The 16,732-nt window shown below is 69.2% G+C and carries 16 protein-coding genes; 11 read left to right on the top strand and 5 right to left on the bottom strand.

All coding sequences use genetic code 11. The features are described from left to right. The first annotated feature begins 10 nt into the window (after positions 1-10). Positions 11-1,543 (top strand): cobyric acid synthase, encoded by a 1,533-nt coding sequence (locus BN1701_RS16715; RefSeq protein WP_054055915.1) that lies wholly within the window; start codon positions 11-13, stop codon positions 1,541-1,543. Between the two features lie 865 nt (positions 1,544-2,408). Here BN1701_RS16715 and BN1701_RS16710 read toward each other — a convergent pair. After that, complete coding sequence (locus tag BN1701_RS16710) at positions 2,409-3,083, bottom strand: FadR/GntR family transcriptional regulator (protein WP_172803420.1); 675 nt, start codon at positions 3,081-3,083, stop codon at positions 2,409-2,411. 38 nt (positions 3,084-3,121) lie between these two features. Further along, positions 3,122-4,501, bottom strand: coding sequence for a mycothione reductase (locus BN1701_RS16705; RefSeq protein ID WP_157368028.1), 1,380 nt, complete (start codon positions 4,499-4,501; stop codon positions 3,122-3,124). A gap of 30 nt (positions 4,502-4,531) precedes the next feature. On the opposite strand from BN1701_RS16705, the gene BN1701_RS16700 reads away from it, so the two are divergent. Next, on the top strand, positions 4,532-4,939 hold the full coding sequence (locus BN1701_RS16700; protein WP_231949619.1) for a hypothetical protein: 408 nt from the start codon (positions 4,532-4,534) through the stop codon (positions 4,937-4,939). Here BN1701_RS16700 and BN1701_RS16695 read toward each other — a convergent pair. Beyond that, entirely contained in the window at positions 4,936-5,472 is a 537-nt protein-coding gene (locus BN1701_RS16695; RefSeq protein ID WP_054049924.1) for a YbhB/YbcL family Raf kinase inhibitor-like protein, read from the bottom strand. The two genes, BN1701_RS16700 and BN1701_RS16695, sit on opposite strands and share 4 nt — an antisense overlap. A gap of 140 nt (positions 5,473-5,612) precedes the next feature. On the opposite strand from BN1701_RS16695, the gene BN1701_RS16690 reads away from it, so the two are divergent. Beyond that, positions 5,613-6,665 (top strand): M48 family metallopeptidase, encoded by a 1,053-nt coding sequence (locus tag BN1701_RS16690; RefSeq protein WP_054049922.1) that lies wholly within the window; start codon positions 5,613-5,615, stop codon positions 6,663-6,665. Positions 6,666-6,989: 324 nt separating this feature from the next. Then, entirely contained in the window at positions 6,990-7,154 is a 165-nt protein-coding gene (locus tag BN1701_RS35610) for a hypothetical protein (protein WP_157368027.1), read from the top strand. Positions 7,155-7,170: 16 nt separating this feature from the next. Here BN1701_RS35610 and BN1701_RS16685 read toward each other — a convergent pair whose 3' ends face one another. Beyond that, entirely contained in the window at positions 7,171-8,061 is an 891-nt protein-coding gene (locus BN1701_RS16685) for a M15 family metallopeptidase (RefSeq protein WP_231949618.1), read from the bottom strand. Positions 8,062-8,192: 131 nt separating this feature from the next. Here BN1701_RS16685 and BN1701_RS16680 point away from each other — a divergent pair, with 131 nt between their 5' ends. Next, positions 8,193-8,966 carry a trypsin-like serine protease gene (locus tag BN1701_RS16680; protein WP_054049920.1) on the top strand — a complete coding sequence of 258 codons (774 nt, stop codon included), beginning with the start codon at positions 8,193-8,195 and terminating at the stop codon, positions 8,964-8,966. Positions 8,967-8,991: 25 nt separating this feature from the next. After that, positions 8,992-9,444, top strand: coding sequence for a GNAT family N-acetyltransferase (locus BN1701_RS16675; protein ID WP_082859890.1), 453 nt, complete (start codon positions 8,992-8,994; stop codon positions 9,442-9,444). On the opposite strand, the gene BN1701_RS16670 is transcribed toward BN1701_RS16675, so the two are convergent. Continuing rightward, positions 9,422-10,585: an 8-amino-7-oxononanoate synthase gene (locus BN1701_RS16670; protein WP_054049916.1), complete on the bottom strand. Its 1,164-nt coding sequence runs from the start codon at positions 10,583-10,585 to the stop codon at positions 9,422-9,424. The genes BN1701_RS16675 and BN1701_RS16670 overlap by 23 nt on opposite strands. A 74-nt stretch (positions 10,586-10,659) precedes the next feature. On the opposite strand from BN1701_RS16670, the gene BN1701_RS16665 reads away from it, so the two are divergent. The 5 genes from BN1701_RS16665 to BN1701_RS16640 all read left to right on the top strand — a co-directional run bounded on the left by BN1701_RS16665 (position 10,660) and on the right by BN1701_RS16640 (position 16,709). Beyond that, complete coding sequence (locus tag BN1701_RS16665) at positions 10,660-11,835, top strand: SAM-dependent methyltransferase (protein ID WP_054049915.1); 1,176 nt, start codon at positions 10,660-10,662, stop codon at positions 11,833-11,835. 215 nt (positions 11,836-12,050) lie between these two features. Beyond that, positions 12,051-13,256, top strand: a complete 1,206-nt coding sequence (cbiE, locus tag BN1701_RS16660) for a precorrin-6y C5,15-methyltransferase (decarboxylating) subunit CbiE (RefSeq protein ID WP_054055912.1) — start codon at positions 12,051-12,053, stop codon at positions 13,254-13,256. 19 nt (positions 13,257-13,275) lie between these two features. Continuing rightward, entirely contained in the window at positions 13,276-13,968 is a 693-nt protein-coding gene (locus BN1701_RS16655) for a PIG-L deacetylase family protein (protein WP_054055911.1), read from the top strand. A gap of 1,024 nt (positions 13,969-14,992) precedes the next feature. Beyond that, a complete protein-coding gene (locus tag BN1701_RS16645) occupies positions 14,993-15,796 on the top strand; it encodes an alpha/beta hydrolase family protein (protein WP_082859889.1) in 804 nt (267 codons plus the stop codon). A gap of 58 nt (positions 15,797-15,854) precedes the next feature. Next, the gene (locus BN1701_RS16640) at positions 15,855-16,709 is read left to right on the top strand and encodes a hypothetical protein (protein WP_054049908.1); all 855 of its coding nucleotides are present in this window, start codon (positions 15,855-15,857) and stop codon (positions 16,707-16,709) included. Positions 16,710-16,732: the final 23 nt, after the last annotated feature.

The following is a 16,732-nucleotide window of genomic DNA, read 5'->3' as shown; positions in this document are numbered from 1 at the left end:
GGACGCGCACATGTCCGGAGCGTTGTTGATCGCCGGAACGACATCGGACGCGGGCAAGAGCGTCTTGGTCGCGGGCCTGTGCCGCTGGCTGGCCAGGTCCGGGGTCAAGGTCGCCCCGTTCAAGGCGCAGAACATGTCCAACAACTCCATGGTCACCGCCGACGGCGGCGAGATCGGCCGCGCCCAGGCTCTCCAGGCCGCCGCCTGCGGCGTCGAACCCAGCGTGCGGTTCAACCCCGTGCTGCTCAAGCCCGGCTCCGACCGAAGTTCCCAGGTCGTCGTCCTCGGCAAGTCCGTCGGCGTCACCACGGCCCTGTCGTACCGATCCCGCAAAGCCGAGCTGATGGACACCGTCCTGGCCACCCTCACCGACCTGCGCGCCGACTACGACGTCGTCGTGTGCGAGGGCGCAGGCTCACCCACGGAGATCAACCTCCGCGCAAACGACATCGCCAACATGGGCCTGGCCCGCGCCGCCGGGCTGCCCGTACTGGTCGTCGGCGACATCGACCGGGGAGGTGTTTTCGCTCACCTTTTCGGCACCTTGGCCCTACTCGACCCCGCCGACCAAGCCCTCATCGCGGGCTTCGTCATCAACAAGTTCCGTGGCGACCCCTCCCTTCTCGAACCCGGACTCCGTCAGATCACCCACCTCACCGGCCGCCCCGTCCTCGGTGTCCTCCCGTGGTCGGAGGACCTCTGGCTCGACGCGGAGGACTCCCTCTCCTACTCCGCCGACGGCGTCGTCGGCCGACCGCAGCCCCCGGTCGGCACCCAGTGGCTGCGCGTCGCCGTCGTCCGACTTCCCCGCATCTCCAACGCCACCGACGTCGAGGCGATGGCCTGCGAACCGGGCGTCTCGGTCCGCTTCGTCACCGATCCGTCCCGCCTGGCCGACGCGGACCTTGTGGTACTCCCCGGCTCGAAGTCCACAGTGGACGACCTGGCCTGGCTCCGCCGCACCGGCCTGGCCGACGCCATAGCCGACCACGCCCGCCGCGACCAACCACTCCTCGGCATCTGCGGCGGCTTCCAAATGCTCGCCACCCGAATCGACGACCACGTCGAGTCGGCGGCGGGCACCGTGGACGCCCTCGGCCTGTTGGACATGGACATTGAGTTCGCCCAAGAGAAGGTTCTCACCCGTCCACAGGGGACAGTCATGGGCCACGTCGCGACCGGCTACGAGATCCACCACGGCCGCGTGACCAGACAAGGCCCACACGAACCCCTCATCCAGCTCCCCGACGGCACCACGGAAGGCGTCGCCACAGACTCCATCCTCGGCACCCACTGGCACGGCCTACTCGAAAACGACGCCGCCCGCCGAGCCATCCTCACCTGGGCCGCCACCCGCTCTGGCCGAGACGGTTTCACCCCATCCCCAAACACCTCCTTCGCCACCGCCCGCGCCACCCAACTGGACCTCCTGGGAGATTTGGTCGCCAACCACCTGAACACCGCCGCGGTACGCCGCCTGATCGACCAGGGCCCGCCCCCGGACCTACGAGCCCTCCCACCAGGCGCGCCGCCAGTGCTCTAGTCGCCCGTCGCCACGGGATTAGGTGCTACCGCCCGCTGTAATCCCTGCCACCTCCACCCTCCACCAACAGCCGCTCGCCGCTGCCTTCTGCGCGGCACCAGCCATCCCGGCCCGCCACACATCGCCTGCCGCCTGCCGCCGCCTGCCTCGTGCTGTTGCGTGCTGGTCGCCTGTCGCCTGTCGCCTGTCGCCTGTCGCGTGCCGCGTGCCGTTGGCAACTGCCGGTACCTACCGTTTGCAACGCGCCGTTGTCTCCGCGAGCCGTCTCCCGCCTCCTGCCGCCGCCTCCCGTCGCCGTGCTGCCGCGTGCTGTCGCCTGGCGCGTTGCCGGGTACTCACCATTCGCCACGCGCCGGTGCCACCGCCTGCCGTCAACCGCCGCCTGCCTTTCGGCAGCGCCCGCAGGCCAGCGCCCGCCCTCTGACGGCTGCGGGTCCGCAGGCCGCTGCCGTCAGCCACCCGATAGCCCTAGCTCGCCTCCGTAGGGCCGTGGCCGTGGAACGGCACCATCCTGAACTCAGGCCTCGCAGGAACCTCAAGGTTCCGGTCGCCGTCTCGATCTCGGATGGCACTCAGGGTGAGCGCGCACCGTCTTGACAGTGGCGTCGAGGTCGCTCCGTTGACGTGGTTCGGCCCGGACCCAAGCATCAGACGCGTAGTGGCTCGGTCCCCGTCGAGCCGCGCCCGGGCTCATGGCCAGCGTTGAGGCGCCGAGTGCCCAGCGTGTGCGGCGATGGCTAAGCTGTCCGCCAGTCATGATCGCTCCCTGTCGTCCGATTGCGGTGACATGAGCGACGTTACGACGGAAACGGGCTGGTGACATCGGTCTCTGGTCCGAAAAGGACTCAGACTTTAGTCCTAGGACCTACTTGGTATCCAGGTCCGCGAGCAACTCGTCAAGGAAGCCCGCAGCCTCCGCCGCGGCGCGTTCGGCGTCGCCGTCTCGGATGGCGTTCAGGAGGCCTCGGTGATCAATGTTCGCCTTGTTCGGCGTCGTACGGACCGTGCTGGCGACCGAGGCGCGCACGACCTCCGTCAGTCCCTGATACAGCTCCGCGAGCAGCGCGTTGTGCGAGCACCGGACGACGGCGAGGTGGAACTCGGCGTCCTTGTCGACCCCGATCTCGTAGTCCTTGGCCTGCATCGACCGCTCGCGCACGTCCAGCAGCGCGGTCAGCTCGCCCAGTTCCTCGTCGGTCCGGTGGGTGGCGGCCAGCCGGGCGCCCTCGACTTCCAGGGTGCGGCGGACCTGCAGGACGTCGCGCAGCTCCGTGCCCGCCAGTCGCCGAACCGCGCCGGAGAACTCGCTGGTCGCGCGGACAAAAGTGCCGTCACCCTGCCGGACCTCCAGCAGCCCGGCGTGCGCCAGCGCCCGCACCGCCTCGCGTACGGTGTTTCGACCGACGCCCAGGGCGGTGACGAGTTCGGGTTCGGTGGGGATGCGCTCGCCGACCTTCCATTCGGCGTTCGCGATCGCCGTGCGCATCTGCTCGATCACCTGGTCGACCAGACCTGCCCGTCGAGTCGTCGCCAGCGGCACGCGTTCGTCCTCTCGTCCGGCCATCCCACTTCCGACCCCTAGTGTCCCATCTCCAGTGGGAGGCTGAGCAGCGCGTTCTCCACAAGCTCCGGCAGCGCCGGATGGATCCAGTACTGCCCGCGCGCCATGGACCGCGCGTCGAGTCCGAAACTCATCGCCTGGATGAGGGGCTGGATCACCGTCGACGCCTGCGGTCCGATGATGTGGGCGCCGAGCAGCTGCCCGGTCGCGGGGTCGGCCAGCAGCTTGGCGAACCCGGTCGTGTCCTCCATCGCCCAGCCGTACGCGATTCCCGCGTAATCCTGCTTCGACACGACATAGCGCACCCCCCGCCGCTCGGCTTCCTGCTCGGTCAGCCCGACCGACGCGATCTGCGGCGAGCTGAACACCGCGTGCGGCACGAACCTGTGGTCGGCGGCGATCGGCGCGTCCGGGTGGAGCAGGTTGTGCTGGACGACCCGAGCCTCGTGGTTGCCCACGTGCTTGAGTTCCCACGGCGAGCAGATGTCGCCCAGCGCCCACACGCCCTCGGCTGTCGTCCGCTGATGTTCGTCGACCACCACGTAGCCGCCCGGATCGACGTCGATCCCCGCCGCCGCCAAGTTGAGCTGGTCGGAATTGGGCGTGCGTCCGGTGGCGACCAGCAGGACGTCCGCGTCGACCACCTCCGCGCCGTCCATTTCGAGGCGCACGCCCTCGCCGACGCGGTCCACGCGCACCGTCTTGCGCTCCAGCCGCACGTCCCAGCGACTCCTCGCCAACTCGGTGAACCTGGCGCTGACGTCGCGGTCTTCCTGCCGCAGCAGCGCGCCGGACCTAGCCACGATCGTCACCTCGACGCCGAAGGACGAGAAGACATGGGCGAACTCGGCGGCGATGAACCCGCCACCAAGGATCACCATCCGCGACGGCAGCTCCGCGATGCGCATCACGGTGTCGCTCGTGTGGAACGGGACCTCGTCCAAGCCCTCGATGTCCGGAACGACCGGCCTGCCGCCCGCGGCGAGGACGATTCGATCAGCGGTGATCGTCTCGGCGCCATCGATCTGGATGGTCCGTTCCCCGACAAACCGGGAGTTGCCCGCGAAGAGGGTCACGTTGGCGTTGTCCGCGTGGTGAGCGCGGTATTGCCTGCCGCCTTCGGTGATCGGATCGATCCGGCCGAACACCCGATCGCGGATTTCGGGCCATCGCACGCCGTTCAACGTCTCGTCGACACCGAATCGCTGTGCCGCCGCGGGGGTGGCGGCCAGGTCGGCGGTGTGGACGAACATCTTGGTCGGGATGCAGCCGACGTTCAGGCAGGTACCGCCGAACACGCCGCGTTCGACCATCGCCACGTCGAGCCCGGCGAACCGGGAGTCGAGGATGGAGTTGCCGGAGCCGGTGCCGATGATGATGAGGTCGAATTTCCGCACCCGACAATCAAACCGTATCGGGTGAACCACGTGACGCTCTTGCATCACATGACCACTTTGCTCACCGGGATCCGGGTCGGCAGGCACGAGAGCTACGACCGGGTCGTTCTCGACTTCACCGGGACCGCGCCCACCTTCACCCACGATCCCACCGACGAACTCATCGCCGACCCCAGCGGCGAGGTCGACTGGCTCACCGGGTGCGCGTTCGTGCAGGTCAACGCTCATGGCGCGGCAGCGCACAACGACGCGGGCGAGTCGACCTACCCCGGTCCGCGCAAGTTCCGCACCCGTGAGCTCGCCAATGTCATGGCCGTCTCGCTCAACGGCGATTTCGAGGGAGTCGTCGGCGTCGGACTCGGCCTGCGCCGCAGCGCGTCGGTGACGGTCTTCACCCTCACGTCACCGACGCGGCTGGTCATCGACGTCCAGCACTAATGCTGGTAGGTCGGCGTGATGATCGCCCGGCCCAGGGTGTGGAACGCGAGGTTGAAGCTCACCACCGCCGCGCTCGCGTTCTCGTCGACGTCGAGTTTGTCGACGTCGACCGCGTGCACTACGAAGTAGTAGCGGTGGTCCTGGTCGCCCTGTGGCGGGGCGGCGCCGCCGAAGTCGCGGGTGCTGAAGTCGCTGCGCACGTGGAACGCGCCGTCGGGCAGGGTCTCGTCGCCTGACCCGGCGCCTGCGGCCAGGTCGGTGACCGACGCCGGGATGTTGACCGCGATCCAGTGCCAGAAACCGCCCGGGATCGGGGCGTCGGGGTCGAAGCAGGTCACGACGTAGCTCCGGGTGCCCTCCGGCGCCCCGCTCCACGTCAGCTGGGGGGAGACGTTCTCGCCGCCCGCGCCGCCGAAGACGTGTTTGAGGTCGAGTTTCACGCCATCGGCGATGTCGTCTGAGGTGACGGTGAAGGCGGCGACACGGGGCAGCAGCTCGTACGGGTCGGGCGCGACCGGCCGATCCAGGCTCATGGGAGTCCTCCAGGTGCGGGGTGGTGTCCCCGGCAGGCTATCCCCGACGGCCTGTGGACAAACTCCGACGCTCATCGACGAATCCGCCTACATTGGGTCCTGACCGATTCGAGGGGTCGAACGTTTGGGGGAGGAACCCAGTGACGGACAACGAAGTCTCACGCTCGACCACGCGCGTGCGCTTTCCAAGGATCAGCCCGCGAGCCTACGAGCACCCGGCCGACCGGGGGGCCATGGCGGGCCTGCGCGCGGTGCCCGGGGTGTCCGAAGTGCTCAAGGCGGTCTCGGGACTGTTCAGTGAGCGCGGCGAGCGGCTGCTCGCGTTGGCATCGGCGATCCGAGTCGGCGAGAAGCAGTACCCGAAGCTGAACCAGCTGCGGATCGAGTGCGCCGAGACGCTGGACCTGGACACGGTGCCCAACATCTACGTCGAGCGCAACCCGGTCGCGAACGCCATGACGGTCGGCATCGATGAGCCCTTCATCGTCCTGACCACGGGCTTAGTCGAGGCGCTCGACACCGAGAGCATGCGGTTCGTGATCGGCCACGAGATGGGCCACGTGCTTTCGGGCCACGCCGTGCTGCGCACGCTGCTGCTGCGGCTGCTGCACCTGCAGATGACCATCGCGTTCATCCCGGCGGGCGCGCTGGCCCTGCGCGCGGCCATCGCGGCGCTGCGCGAGTGGTTCCGCAAGGCGGAGCTGACGTGCGACCGGGCAGGCCTGCTCTGCGCCCAAGACCCGCAGGCCGCGCTGCGCACCCACGTCTACCTCGCGGGCGGCACCGACCTGACCCAGATCGACATCCCGTCGTTCCTGCAGCAGGCCAAGGAGTACGACGAGGTCGACGACATCCGCGACAGCATCCACAAGCTGCGCGCGGTGGAAGGGATGAGCCACCCGTTCGCCGTCGTCCGGGCCGCGCAACTCCAGCGCTGGGCCGCGTCGGAGGAATACCGGGCCATCCTGGCGGGCGAGTACCCACGCCGCGACGACGACAACCCGTCGTCCGCCTTCACCGACGACCTTCGTTCGGCGGCCAAGTCCTACAAGGAGTCCTTCAGCACCTCGAACGACCCCTTGTTCAAGGTCTTCAACGACGTCGGCGACGCGCTGTCCGGAGCGGCGGGCAAGGTCTTCAGCAAGTTCGGCAACGGCACGAAGACAGAGGAGGAACCCACCACGAAGGCATAACCAGTGCGGCACACCGCTAAACGCGCGGCGGGTGCCGTAGGGCTCGGTCGAACGATCGGCGGGTGCCGAAGAGGCCTCGGTTGAACGTGCGCTGATACCTCCGGGCCCCGGGGCTCCATGCCGCAGTCGATCCTGCTGGTCGGCATGATCGAGGCGATGGTGCGATCTATGGCCGTGCCGGCTTTGGTTCAGGGGATGCAATGACCCGCGAACCTAGGTGCGTGGCGCGTACATGATCACGGTGACCCCGATGAGGCACACTGCGGAGCCGATAGCGTGGCCACGAATCCGTACAGCCCAAGGAAAGGACTCCGCCGACGATCCATGGCCGCATTGTTCGCGGACACGCTGCCAGATCAGCCATGCCCCGCCGATCTCGGTGAGCGCGGCCAGGAGAACAGTGCGATCGACTTCGCCCACGCCAGCGCGCTATCTCCTGTCGCCAAAGGTCTTGCCGCTGTCATCCTTCGAGCGGGCGTGATCGTCTGACGCTCGGTACGCGCGGTCATCTTCCGGTCGCGCTGAAATGTTGGATGTCGCGGGGGGAGGTCCAGGTGCCGCCCCAGGTCCAGCCGATGTTCGTGAACGCTCGGACCGCCAGATCGCCCGCGAAGATCATGCCTTGGCGGACGTTCTTCCTGTCCACATAGGACGAAGCGAGTTCCGGCAGCACGAGGTCGCCCTTGATGTATGGATTGCAGAACGGGTTGACGTCGATCGCGAGGCCGTAGGCGTGCGCGGACCACGTCTTCAGGTTCACGGCGGGCCTGCACACGAACGCCGTCGTGTTGTTCCCGTCGCCAGTGGGGTGCAGATCGAGTTCCGGGCGGGCCGTCACCCGCATCTCCTCCAGCGGGAACCGTGCCTCGAACAGCTTGCCGAACACCCTGGTCACGCCCTGGGCGGCCTGGGCGTTGACGATCATCTCGCCGGTGTGGGCACGGCCGTCGTAGCCCCAGAACGACATCGTCAGGTATCGGAGGTCGTCCTTGCCGACCGGGCACTCCGGCCGCCAGGTGCTGCGCGCCAGGACATCGGCGGGAATCGGATTGATCGTCGCCGCGTAGCCGCCGGTGGGTGGGGGGAGGCGGTCGGCGGTCGGCAGCGCGCGGTTGGCCAACACCGGCGGGGTGGGCAGCACCTTGCCGAAGCCGTCGGGTCGCAGTGGCAGTGGGTTCGCGCCGACCACCCACACGGGTGGTGTCGCGGTCGTTGTCGTCGGCGCGGGTGTACTGGGCGTAGTGGTGATCGGAGGCGCGGTGGCGGTCGGGCCTTCGATCGACGTTGTCCGGGGTGAGGTCGCGCTGCGAGCCGCGTCCTGTTCGGGTGGGGTTACGCAGGCGGCTGCCAGCAGGGCGACGGCTAGCGTGAGGACGGTCGGCAGACGATACGGCACGGTTCCAGCATGCCTCAGCAACTTCCACCCGTTCGTGCGACCACATGGGCTCACATTCGCTACGCCATTTGACCTAGCGTGTCTGTGGGGGCACACGCCGTTGCCCAGACTCACCGACAGGAGACTCTCCCATGGGGGGAACCGTCGCGCGCCGAATCCTCGGCGTCATCGCCGCGATCGCCATCATCACCGTCATTCTCGGACAGTTCGTAGCCCACGCGCGCCAAGACATCGTCGGCGGCACCAGAGCCAAGATCGCCGACCATCCCTACATCGTCTATATAGCCACCCGCGACGGCTACCAGTTCTGCGGCGGCACGCTCGTCGCCAAGGACAAGGTCGTCACTGCGGCGCACTGCGCTCAGGCCTATGACGCCAACGACATCCGTGTCGTCGCGGGCCGCGAGGACAAGCGCGGCACGGACGGCGTCGAGGTCCGGGTCGCCAAGTCCTGGATCCACCCCGAGTTCGGCGAGGTCGTCGGAGGCAGCGATGTCGCCGTGCTCACCCTCGCCGAACCGCTCGCGCAGCGGCCGCTGACGGTGGCCGACGACGCTGACGCGTACAAGCCCGGCACGCGGGGCGTCATCCTCGGCTGGGGCCGCACGTCCGACGGCGGGCCCACCTCCCGCTATCTCCTCAAAGCCGAGGTCCCGATCATCGCCGACGCTTCGTGCGCCGAGTCGTACGCGGGGTTCTCGGCCGCATCCATGGTCTGCGCCGGATATCCCGAAGGCGGCGTCGACAGCTGCCAGGGCGACTCGGGCGGACCGCTGGTCGTCGCGGGCAGACTGGTCGGCGTCGCATCCTGGGGCGAGGGCTGCGCCGAGGCGGGCAAACCCGGCGTCTACACCCGGGTCGCCAGCTACGCCGACGACATCAAGGCCCAACTCGACCAGCCGTAGTGTCCACTGTGCTATCCAGGATGGTGTGACCCTGCACCGAGCCGCCGGCCCAGACCTGTCGACCGCCGAGCTGTACGCCCTGCTCAGGCTGCGCGTAGCCATCTTCATCATCGAGCAGGACTGCCCGTATCCGGAACTCGACGGGCTCGACCTGCTGGTCGACACCGTCCACTTCTGGTGGCAGCCCGCCGACGCGCCCGCGCCGCTGGCGTGCCTGCGGGTGCTGGCCGGTGAGCCGCCAAAGATCGGTCGGGTCTGTACCGCCGTCGAGGCCCGTGGCCAGGGCCTGGGTGCCAAGCTCATGACCGCCGCCGTGGAGTACCTCGGCGATGTGGAGAGCGAGCTGCACGCCCAGGTCCAGGCCCAGGGCCTCTACGCCCGGTTCGGCTATGTCCCGGTAGGCGAGCCCTACGACGACGATGGCATCCAGCACATCACGATGCGCCGCCCCGCGGTCAGCGAGGCGCGTGGGCGGTGATGACGCCGACCGCCCGATCGATGTCGGCGTTGGTCAGGTCGGCGCGCGCGGTCAGCCGCAGCCGCGACACCTGATCCGGCACTGACGGCGGCCGAAAACACCCGACCCACACCCCGGCGGCCCGGCAGTCGTCGGCCCACTTCAACGCGGCCTCCGGGGACGGTGCCCGCACCGACACCACCGCCGCGGTCGGCTCGCTCACCGACAGGCCCGCCTCTCGAAGCCCGTCGGCCAGCGTTGTGGCCACGGTCAGGGCCTGCCCGGCCCGCTCAGGCTCCTCTTTGAGGATGTTGAGGGCCGTCAGCGCGGCCGCCGCGCTGCCCGGCGCCAGGCCGGTGTCGAAGATGAACGACCGCGCGTTCTCCACCAGGTGCCGGATCACCCGGCGCGGTCCCACGACCGCGCCGCCCTGCGCGCCCAGCGACTTCGACAGTGTCAGCGTTGTCACCACGTCGGCCGCGCCCGACAGACCCGCCGCGTGGACGGCGCCCCGGCCGCCTTCGCCGAGCACGCCGAAGCCGTGCGCGTCGTCGGCGATCAGTGCGGCGCCGTTGGCCCGACAGACCTCGGCCAGTTCGGTAAGGGGGGCCAGGTCGCCGTCGACGGAGAACACGGAGTCGGTGACCATCACGGCCCGCTCGGTGCGGCGGGTCGCCAGGGCGCGTCCGGCCGCCGCGGCGTCGGCGTGGGCGACCACGGCCACCTCGGCCCGGGAGAGCCTGCAGCCGTCGATGAGCGAGGCGTGAATGTAGGCGTCGGTGACGATCGAGCAGTTTTTGCCCGACAGCGCTGTCACGGCGCCCAGGTTGGCCGCGAACCCGGAGGAGAACACCAGTGCCGACTGCGCCCCGCAGAAGCGGGCCAGCTCGAACTCCAGCTCGCTGTGCAGTTCGGTGCTGCCCGTGACCAGCCGGGACCCGGTCGACCCCGCGCCCCAGCGCAGCGTGGCCGCCGCCGCGGCCCCGCTGACCCGCTTGTCCCTGGCCAGGCCCAGGTAGTCGTTGCCTGCCAGGTCGAGAAGGTCGGACTCCGCCCGCCGCGGCCGCAGCTGCCGGGTCAGTCCGGCACGCCTGCGTTCCTCGGCGTGGGTGTCGAGCCACGCGAACGTCGCGTCGGCGGGGTGGGATTCGTCCGGGTTCACGCGTGCGAGTGTTACATCGGGTGCACGTGGGGGCAGGTCCGGGTGGCGAACACGACACCGATACGGTCGTGTCCATGCGTGGCGCCGTGCACTTCGTCGGAGCGGGACCGGGAGCGGCCGATCTCATCACCCTGCGTGGGGCGAGCCGGATCGCCGAGGCGGATCTCGTGCTCTACACACCGGCTGTGATCGAACCGGCCTGGCTGCGTCAACACACCAAGGACGGCGCCGACCTGGTCGACCTCGGTCGGCTGGGCGCCGAGGAAGTCGTTGAGCTGTACCGGAAGGTGGCCAGCAGGCGTCACCAGGCCGTGCGCCTCTTCGCGGGCGACGCCGCCCACGCGCCGGACGTGCGGGAACACCGCGAACTCTGCGAGAAGGTCGGGCTCGACGTCGAGATCGTCCCGGGCATCGCGCCCGCGTCGGCGGCGGCCGCCGCGACGGGCAACGCGCTGACCGAGAACGGCGTCGCCGAGACCGCGGTGTTCACTGAGGCCGACTTCGCCAAGGTCCGTGCGCTGGTCACCCGCTGCGCGACGGTGGCCGTGCAGGCGCCCGCCGCCCGCGCCGCCGAACTCGCCGAGACGCTGATCGCCGGTGGGGTCGACCCGGATATGCCGGTGACGGTCGCCTACAAGATCACCTCGCCCGACCAGGTCCTCGCCCGTACCACCATTGGGGAGCTCGCCGCCGAGGTCAAACGGCACAACCTGTGGCGACATACTCTGTTCCTCATCGGCGACGCCCTGCGCGAGTCCAAGCCGCGCGCCGGCTATGTGAAGGCTGACGGCGAGGCGCCCGCGCCGCGCTGGTCCTCCCGCAGCTGGCGGCGCGACCCGGCCGAGCCGCGGTCGCCGTCGGCGTGGTCGTCGCGGACCAACGGCACAAAGGTCCGCACCTGCGTCGAGCCGGAGGTCGAGGAACCGGACGTCAAGGCGCCGGGGATCGAGGCACCCGCGGTGCCCGCCCTGAACGGGTCGGCCCCCAAGCTGGCTGAGATCGCACCTGCCGAGCTGAACGGCAAGGCCGTCCTGAACGGATCGTCGAACGGGTCGGTCAAGGTCGCATGGCCGGCGGTGGCCGAAATCGAGCCGCCGGTCACGAACGGTAAGCCGGTGGAGTTGCCCGCGGAGCAGGTGAAGGACGACCAGCCGACGCAGTCCGTCGCCAAGCCCGCGGCCAGGACCCCGGCGAAGAAGGGCGGGCACACTCCCCGCACAGCGGCCCGGCGAACCACCAAGAAGTCCTGACCCGCAGACCGCGATAGTTCTGGTTGTGACCTAAGTCACACTGGAGTGGTTGGTGGTGGCCGCGGACGAACAGATCCTCCCGGTGTCCAATCCGGAGGTCGTCTGACCGGCGCCTACTCCTACCGGCGGGCATCGCGACTGCAAGCTGCCACGCTTGTCCACACTGGTCGATCTGAGTCTGCCGAACGAGCGCCGTTCGTGATCGAATGATGCCCATGACGACGGTGACGGTTGTCGGTGTCGACGGCGGGGTCCTGCCCGCGGGCGCCGAGGTCGCGCTCGGCAAGGCTCGGCTCGTCGTGGGCTCCAGGACACACCTGGCCGCCCACGCCGCCGAGGCCGAGCGCACGCTGATCGTCGCGGGCGCGGACCTGCCGGAGTCCATCCTGGACGCGCTGGCGGCCGCCGTCCGCGACGACGAACCCGCGACCGTGCTGGTCTCCGGCGACGCGGGATTCTTCGGCGCGCTGCGCTCGCTGCGCGCTCGCGGGCTGCCCACGGTCACCTGGCCGTCGGTCACCGACGTGCAGCGGATGGCCGCGATGATCAAGCGGCCGTGGGACGACCTGACCGTGGTCAGCGCCCGCGGCCGCGACTTCCGGCACGCGGTCAACGTGTGTCGGGCCCGCAAGGCTGTCGCCGTCCTCACCGCGCCAGGGGCCGGACCCGCCGAACTCGCGCGCGAACTCTTCGGCTGGCGGCGCAACCTCGCGGTGCTGGAGAACGTCGGCAAGCCGGACGAGAAGCTGTCCATAGTGGACGCGACGGAGGCGGAGCGGCGGTCGTGGCACGAGCCCAACCTGGTGCTGTGTCTGGTCTCCCTCGACTCGGTCGGCCACGATCACTGGATGGCAGGCGGTGAACCGATCCCGCCCGCCGACGGCTGGGCACTCGACGAGAGCGCTTTCGTCACCCGATCCGGCGTCGGCATCGCCCCCGAGGTCCGTGCGCTGGCTTTGGCACGTCTTGCGCCTCGGCCGGGGACCTTGCTCTGGGACGTCTGCGCGGGCTCCGGCGCGCTGGGCATCGAGGCGGGCCGCCTCGGTTCGGCGGTGATCGCCGTGGAACGGGACTCCGCGCTGTGCGTGCGCATCGTCGCCAACGCCGGTGCCCACAACGTCGACCTGCGCCTCATCGACGGAGACCCACCCGAGGCGCTCACCGGTCTGCCGACCCCGGACGCGGTGTTCATCGGCACGTCCCGACCCGACGTCGTCCGCGCGTGCGCGGGAACGGGTGCCCAGCGGATTGTGGTGCTCGTTCCGGAACTGGACCGACTGGGTCAGGTGCGCAAGATCCTTTTGGACGCGGGATACACCGTCGGCGGGTGCCAACTGTCGTCGGCCGACTTGACGGAGGAGCCTGGCGGGATCGGGGTCGCGCCCGCCAGTTCGACATTCATGCTGTGGGGCAGGAGGTAGACCCGTGGACCTGGAACCGATGCCGACCGACTGGCAGCGCGCGCTCGCCATTGTCGCCCACCCGGATGACCTGGAGTATGGCGCGTCCGCCGCTATCGCGGGCTGGACCGACGAAGGCCGCTCCGTCGCGTATGTGCTGGCCACGCGGGGTGAGGCCGGGATCGACACCATGCCTCCGGCCGAGGCGGGCCCGCTGCGCTCCGCCGAACAGGTCGCCGCGGCCGCGATCGTGGGCGTCGACGTCGTGGAGTTCCTCGACCATCCCGACGGCCTCCTCGAACACAGCCTCGCGCTCCGCCGCGACCTGGCCGCCGCGATCCGCCGTCACCGTCCCGAACTGGTGATCACGATCAACCACCACCCCTCGTTCCCCGGCGGCGGCCTCAACATGGCCGACCACCGAAACCTCGGCAACGCCCTGCTCGACGCGGTCCGCGACGCCGCCAACCGCTGGCTGTTCCCCGAGGCGGGCGACCCTTGGACCGGCGTGCGCTGGGTCGCCGTCGCCGCGTCACCACAGGCCACCCACGCTGTCGACGTCACCGACACCCTCGACCGCGGCATCGCCTCCCTGCGCGCCCACGCCGCCTACCTGGCCGCCCTCGGCGGCCACATGGCCGACGCGGACGGCTTCCTACGCCGGATCGCCGGTGCCGTGGGCAACCACTTCGGCGGTAGGCCCGCGGTCAGCTTCGAACTGATCCCGATGTGAGGATCGCAACCGGACGGGATGAATTCGCCGACAGCCCCACGGCGACCTGCCTGAGTCAGCTGCCCGTCCAGTGATCTCGTCGGGCAAGGTCGATACCGGCCCTACCCGCCTCTTCTCCCAGTGCCCAGGATCGTGCGTGCGCCCTCCGGGTTGGCTCGGACACCGTGGTCTGTCTTGTCCAGCACGGAGACCGACTTGTTGCCGGACTTCGCCGCGACGACCGCCGCTCTCCATCCGAACTGACGACATGCCAAGGAAAACGGCGACATAAGGCGACCCCCAGGACACCTTGAGGCGGCCGCCCGGACTCCGGCTCGCGGTTGAGCTTCGCCAGGTATCCCGACTGAGAGGTTCCGGAAGTAGGAGTGAAAGCGCGTGACTCGGCCTGACCTGACCCACGAACGTCTGCTATTCGAGCGTTGGGTGTCCACGTTCTTCGGTCACAGCCCGGGGGACTTCGCCGAGGAGGAGATCGGTCCCACGTATCCGCTGGGGCTCCTGGGTCTGTTTGCCCGCCGTCGATTCGCCGACGCTGACGCACGAACGATGTCGGCCTATGTCGCAGATGTGTTCCCTCGGTTGGAGATCGAGGACACCGGCAGCGGATGTGGTCTGGCTGTTGCTGGTCGATCTCCTGTTGGAGGCTGATTCGGGCCCAGAGCTAGTGTCCGAGTTGCTCGATCAGGTCCAACGGGCCGCCGAACAGGTATGGACACACTTGAACGAGAACGACATCACTCCGCAGGAGGCGCTTGCGCGTGAGTTGCGTCGCAGGCACGGCGGATCGGACGGCTGACCTGATCACGTGGATACGTGATCTGTGGCCTAGATCACATATCCACGTTTATTGGCCACCTTCCGCACTTCCGCGCGCCCCTACAATCCCCGGGTGGCGCGGGTGGTGAGACAGGTTCGAGCGAGGGGTCCCGTGGCACGCCCTAGCCCCCTAAGATCTCGCCAGGGGTCCGTGACGAGCGGAGAACTTGTGAATACTGCGCGAACTGTTCGACTAACCCGTCGGACGGTGCTGTTGGGCGGACTCGGGCTCGGGGCCGGCCTGGTTGCCGGGTGCCAGCAGGAGGCGCCGCCTGGGGCGAGTCCACAGGACCTCCTGCTGACCAAGGCGCCGACCTCGGCGACCCAGCCGGTGACCACCGGCCGCAACCTGTCGGCGGGTCGCTATCGCGAGGTCGACATCGTGATCATCCGCCCAGCGGGTGTCACCGAGCCGATCCCGGTCTGTGTCGCGCTGCACCCGCGTCTCGGCGGCGCCAAGGCGTTCCTTGACCTCGGGGTTCCCGACATGCTCACCAAGGTCGTCCAGGCGGGCGCCGACCCGTTCGCGGTCGTGGCGGTCGACGGTGGCAACTGGGTGGGCAACAAGGACGACGACCCTCAGCGCATGCTGATGGAAGACCTGCCCGCGTGGCTCGACTATCACGACCTGGCCAGCACGCCGTTCTCGTGCATCGGTATATCCGAGGGTGGTGCGGGCGCGCTCAATCTCGCCCGCGTCCCCGGCTTCTCCGCGGTCGCCGCCATCAGCCCGAAGCTCTACGAGGAGTGGCCGGACGCCCAGGGGTCCGGGACGTTCGCCGAGCAGACGCAGTGGCAGAAGCGGGAGCCCCTGCGGCACTCCACCGAGTACGCCAACCTCGCTGTCGGCGTCTGGTGTGGCACGGAGGACAAGGACTTCATCGCCCCGTCGCGCGCGTTCGCCGAGAACACCAAGGCAGTCAAGGCCTCCTTCACTCCTGGCGGACACGACAACGCATACTGGAGCGCGGTCCTGCCCGAAGCCCTCAAATTCGTGGGCGGCGTGCTGTAACCCGGTGGACGGGCGCGTGGGACCATCGTCCACGCGCCGACCAGGGGGGATCCTAAAGATGAGCACCGACAACGAGGCCCTGCGACTGGGCATCGTCCCGCTGCGCCCGCTGGCGTTGGCGGACCTGCTCAAGGGCACCACTGAAGCACTGCGCCGCAACGCGTCCGCTCTGTTCGGGACCGCCTTGCTCGTGGCGATCGCCGCCGGACTGGTGACCGCGCTGGTCACCGTGCTCGCGCTCGGCGGGGTTCCGCAGGCGCCGACTGTGATCAGCTCCTTCGCCGACGCGCGTCCGTTCTTGATCGCGACCGCCATCGCCACGTTGGTCAACGGGACGTTCGGGGTGTTGTTGATCGGCGTCGTCAACATCGTCGTGCCGCGTGCGGTGTTCGGGCACACCACCGGCTTCGCCGCGGGCCTGTGGGCCGTCGCGCCGCGGCTGCTTAGCCTTTTCGGCGTGTTCTTGCTGGTGACGGGCATGATCGTCGGGGTTGGAGCGGTCGGGCTTGGGGCCGCCATCGCCGATCCGGTCGGAGTGCTGGTCTTCCTCGGCGCGATGGTGGGGATCATTTACGCCTCCGCCGCACTGGCGTTCGCGTCGTCCGTGGTCGTTGTCGAGGGTCTAGACGTCCTGACCGCGCTTCGTCGTTCCCGTGCCTTGGTGCACGCGGTCGGCTGGTGGCGGGTGTTCGGGATCATGCTGCTCGCGGGTGCTGTCGCCGGGCTCGCGGGCATTCTCCTGGACGCGGTGTTCGCCGCGGTCAGCGGCGGCGCGGCCGTGGGGGTCACGTTGGCCACCGTGATCACCAGCGCGGTGTTCGCGCCGGTGACCGCGGTTCTGCAGTCGCTGCTCTACGTGGACCATCGCTGCCGGTCCGAGGGGATCGAGGGCCTGTGGCGGGAATCCGCCTGACGGGAATTTTCTGCCTCTCCTCC

Source organism: Alloactinosynnema sp. L-07, assembly GCF_900070365.1.
GTDB lineage: Bacteria > Actinomycetota > Actinomycetes > Mycobacteriales > Pseudonocardiaceae > Actinokineospora.
This window is presented reverse-complemented; position numbering and strand designations above follow the sequence as displayed.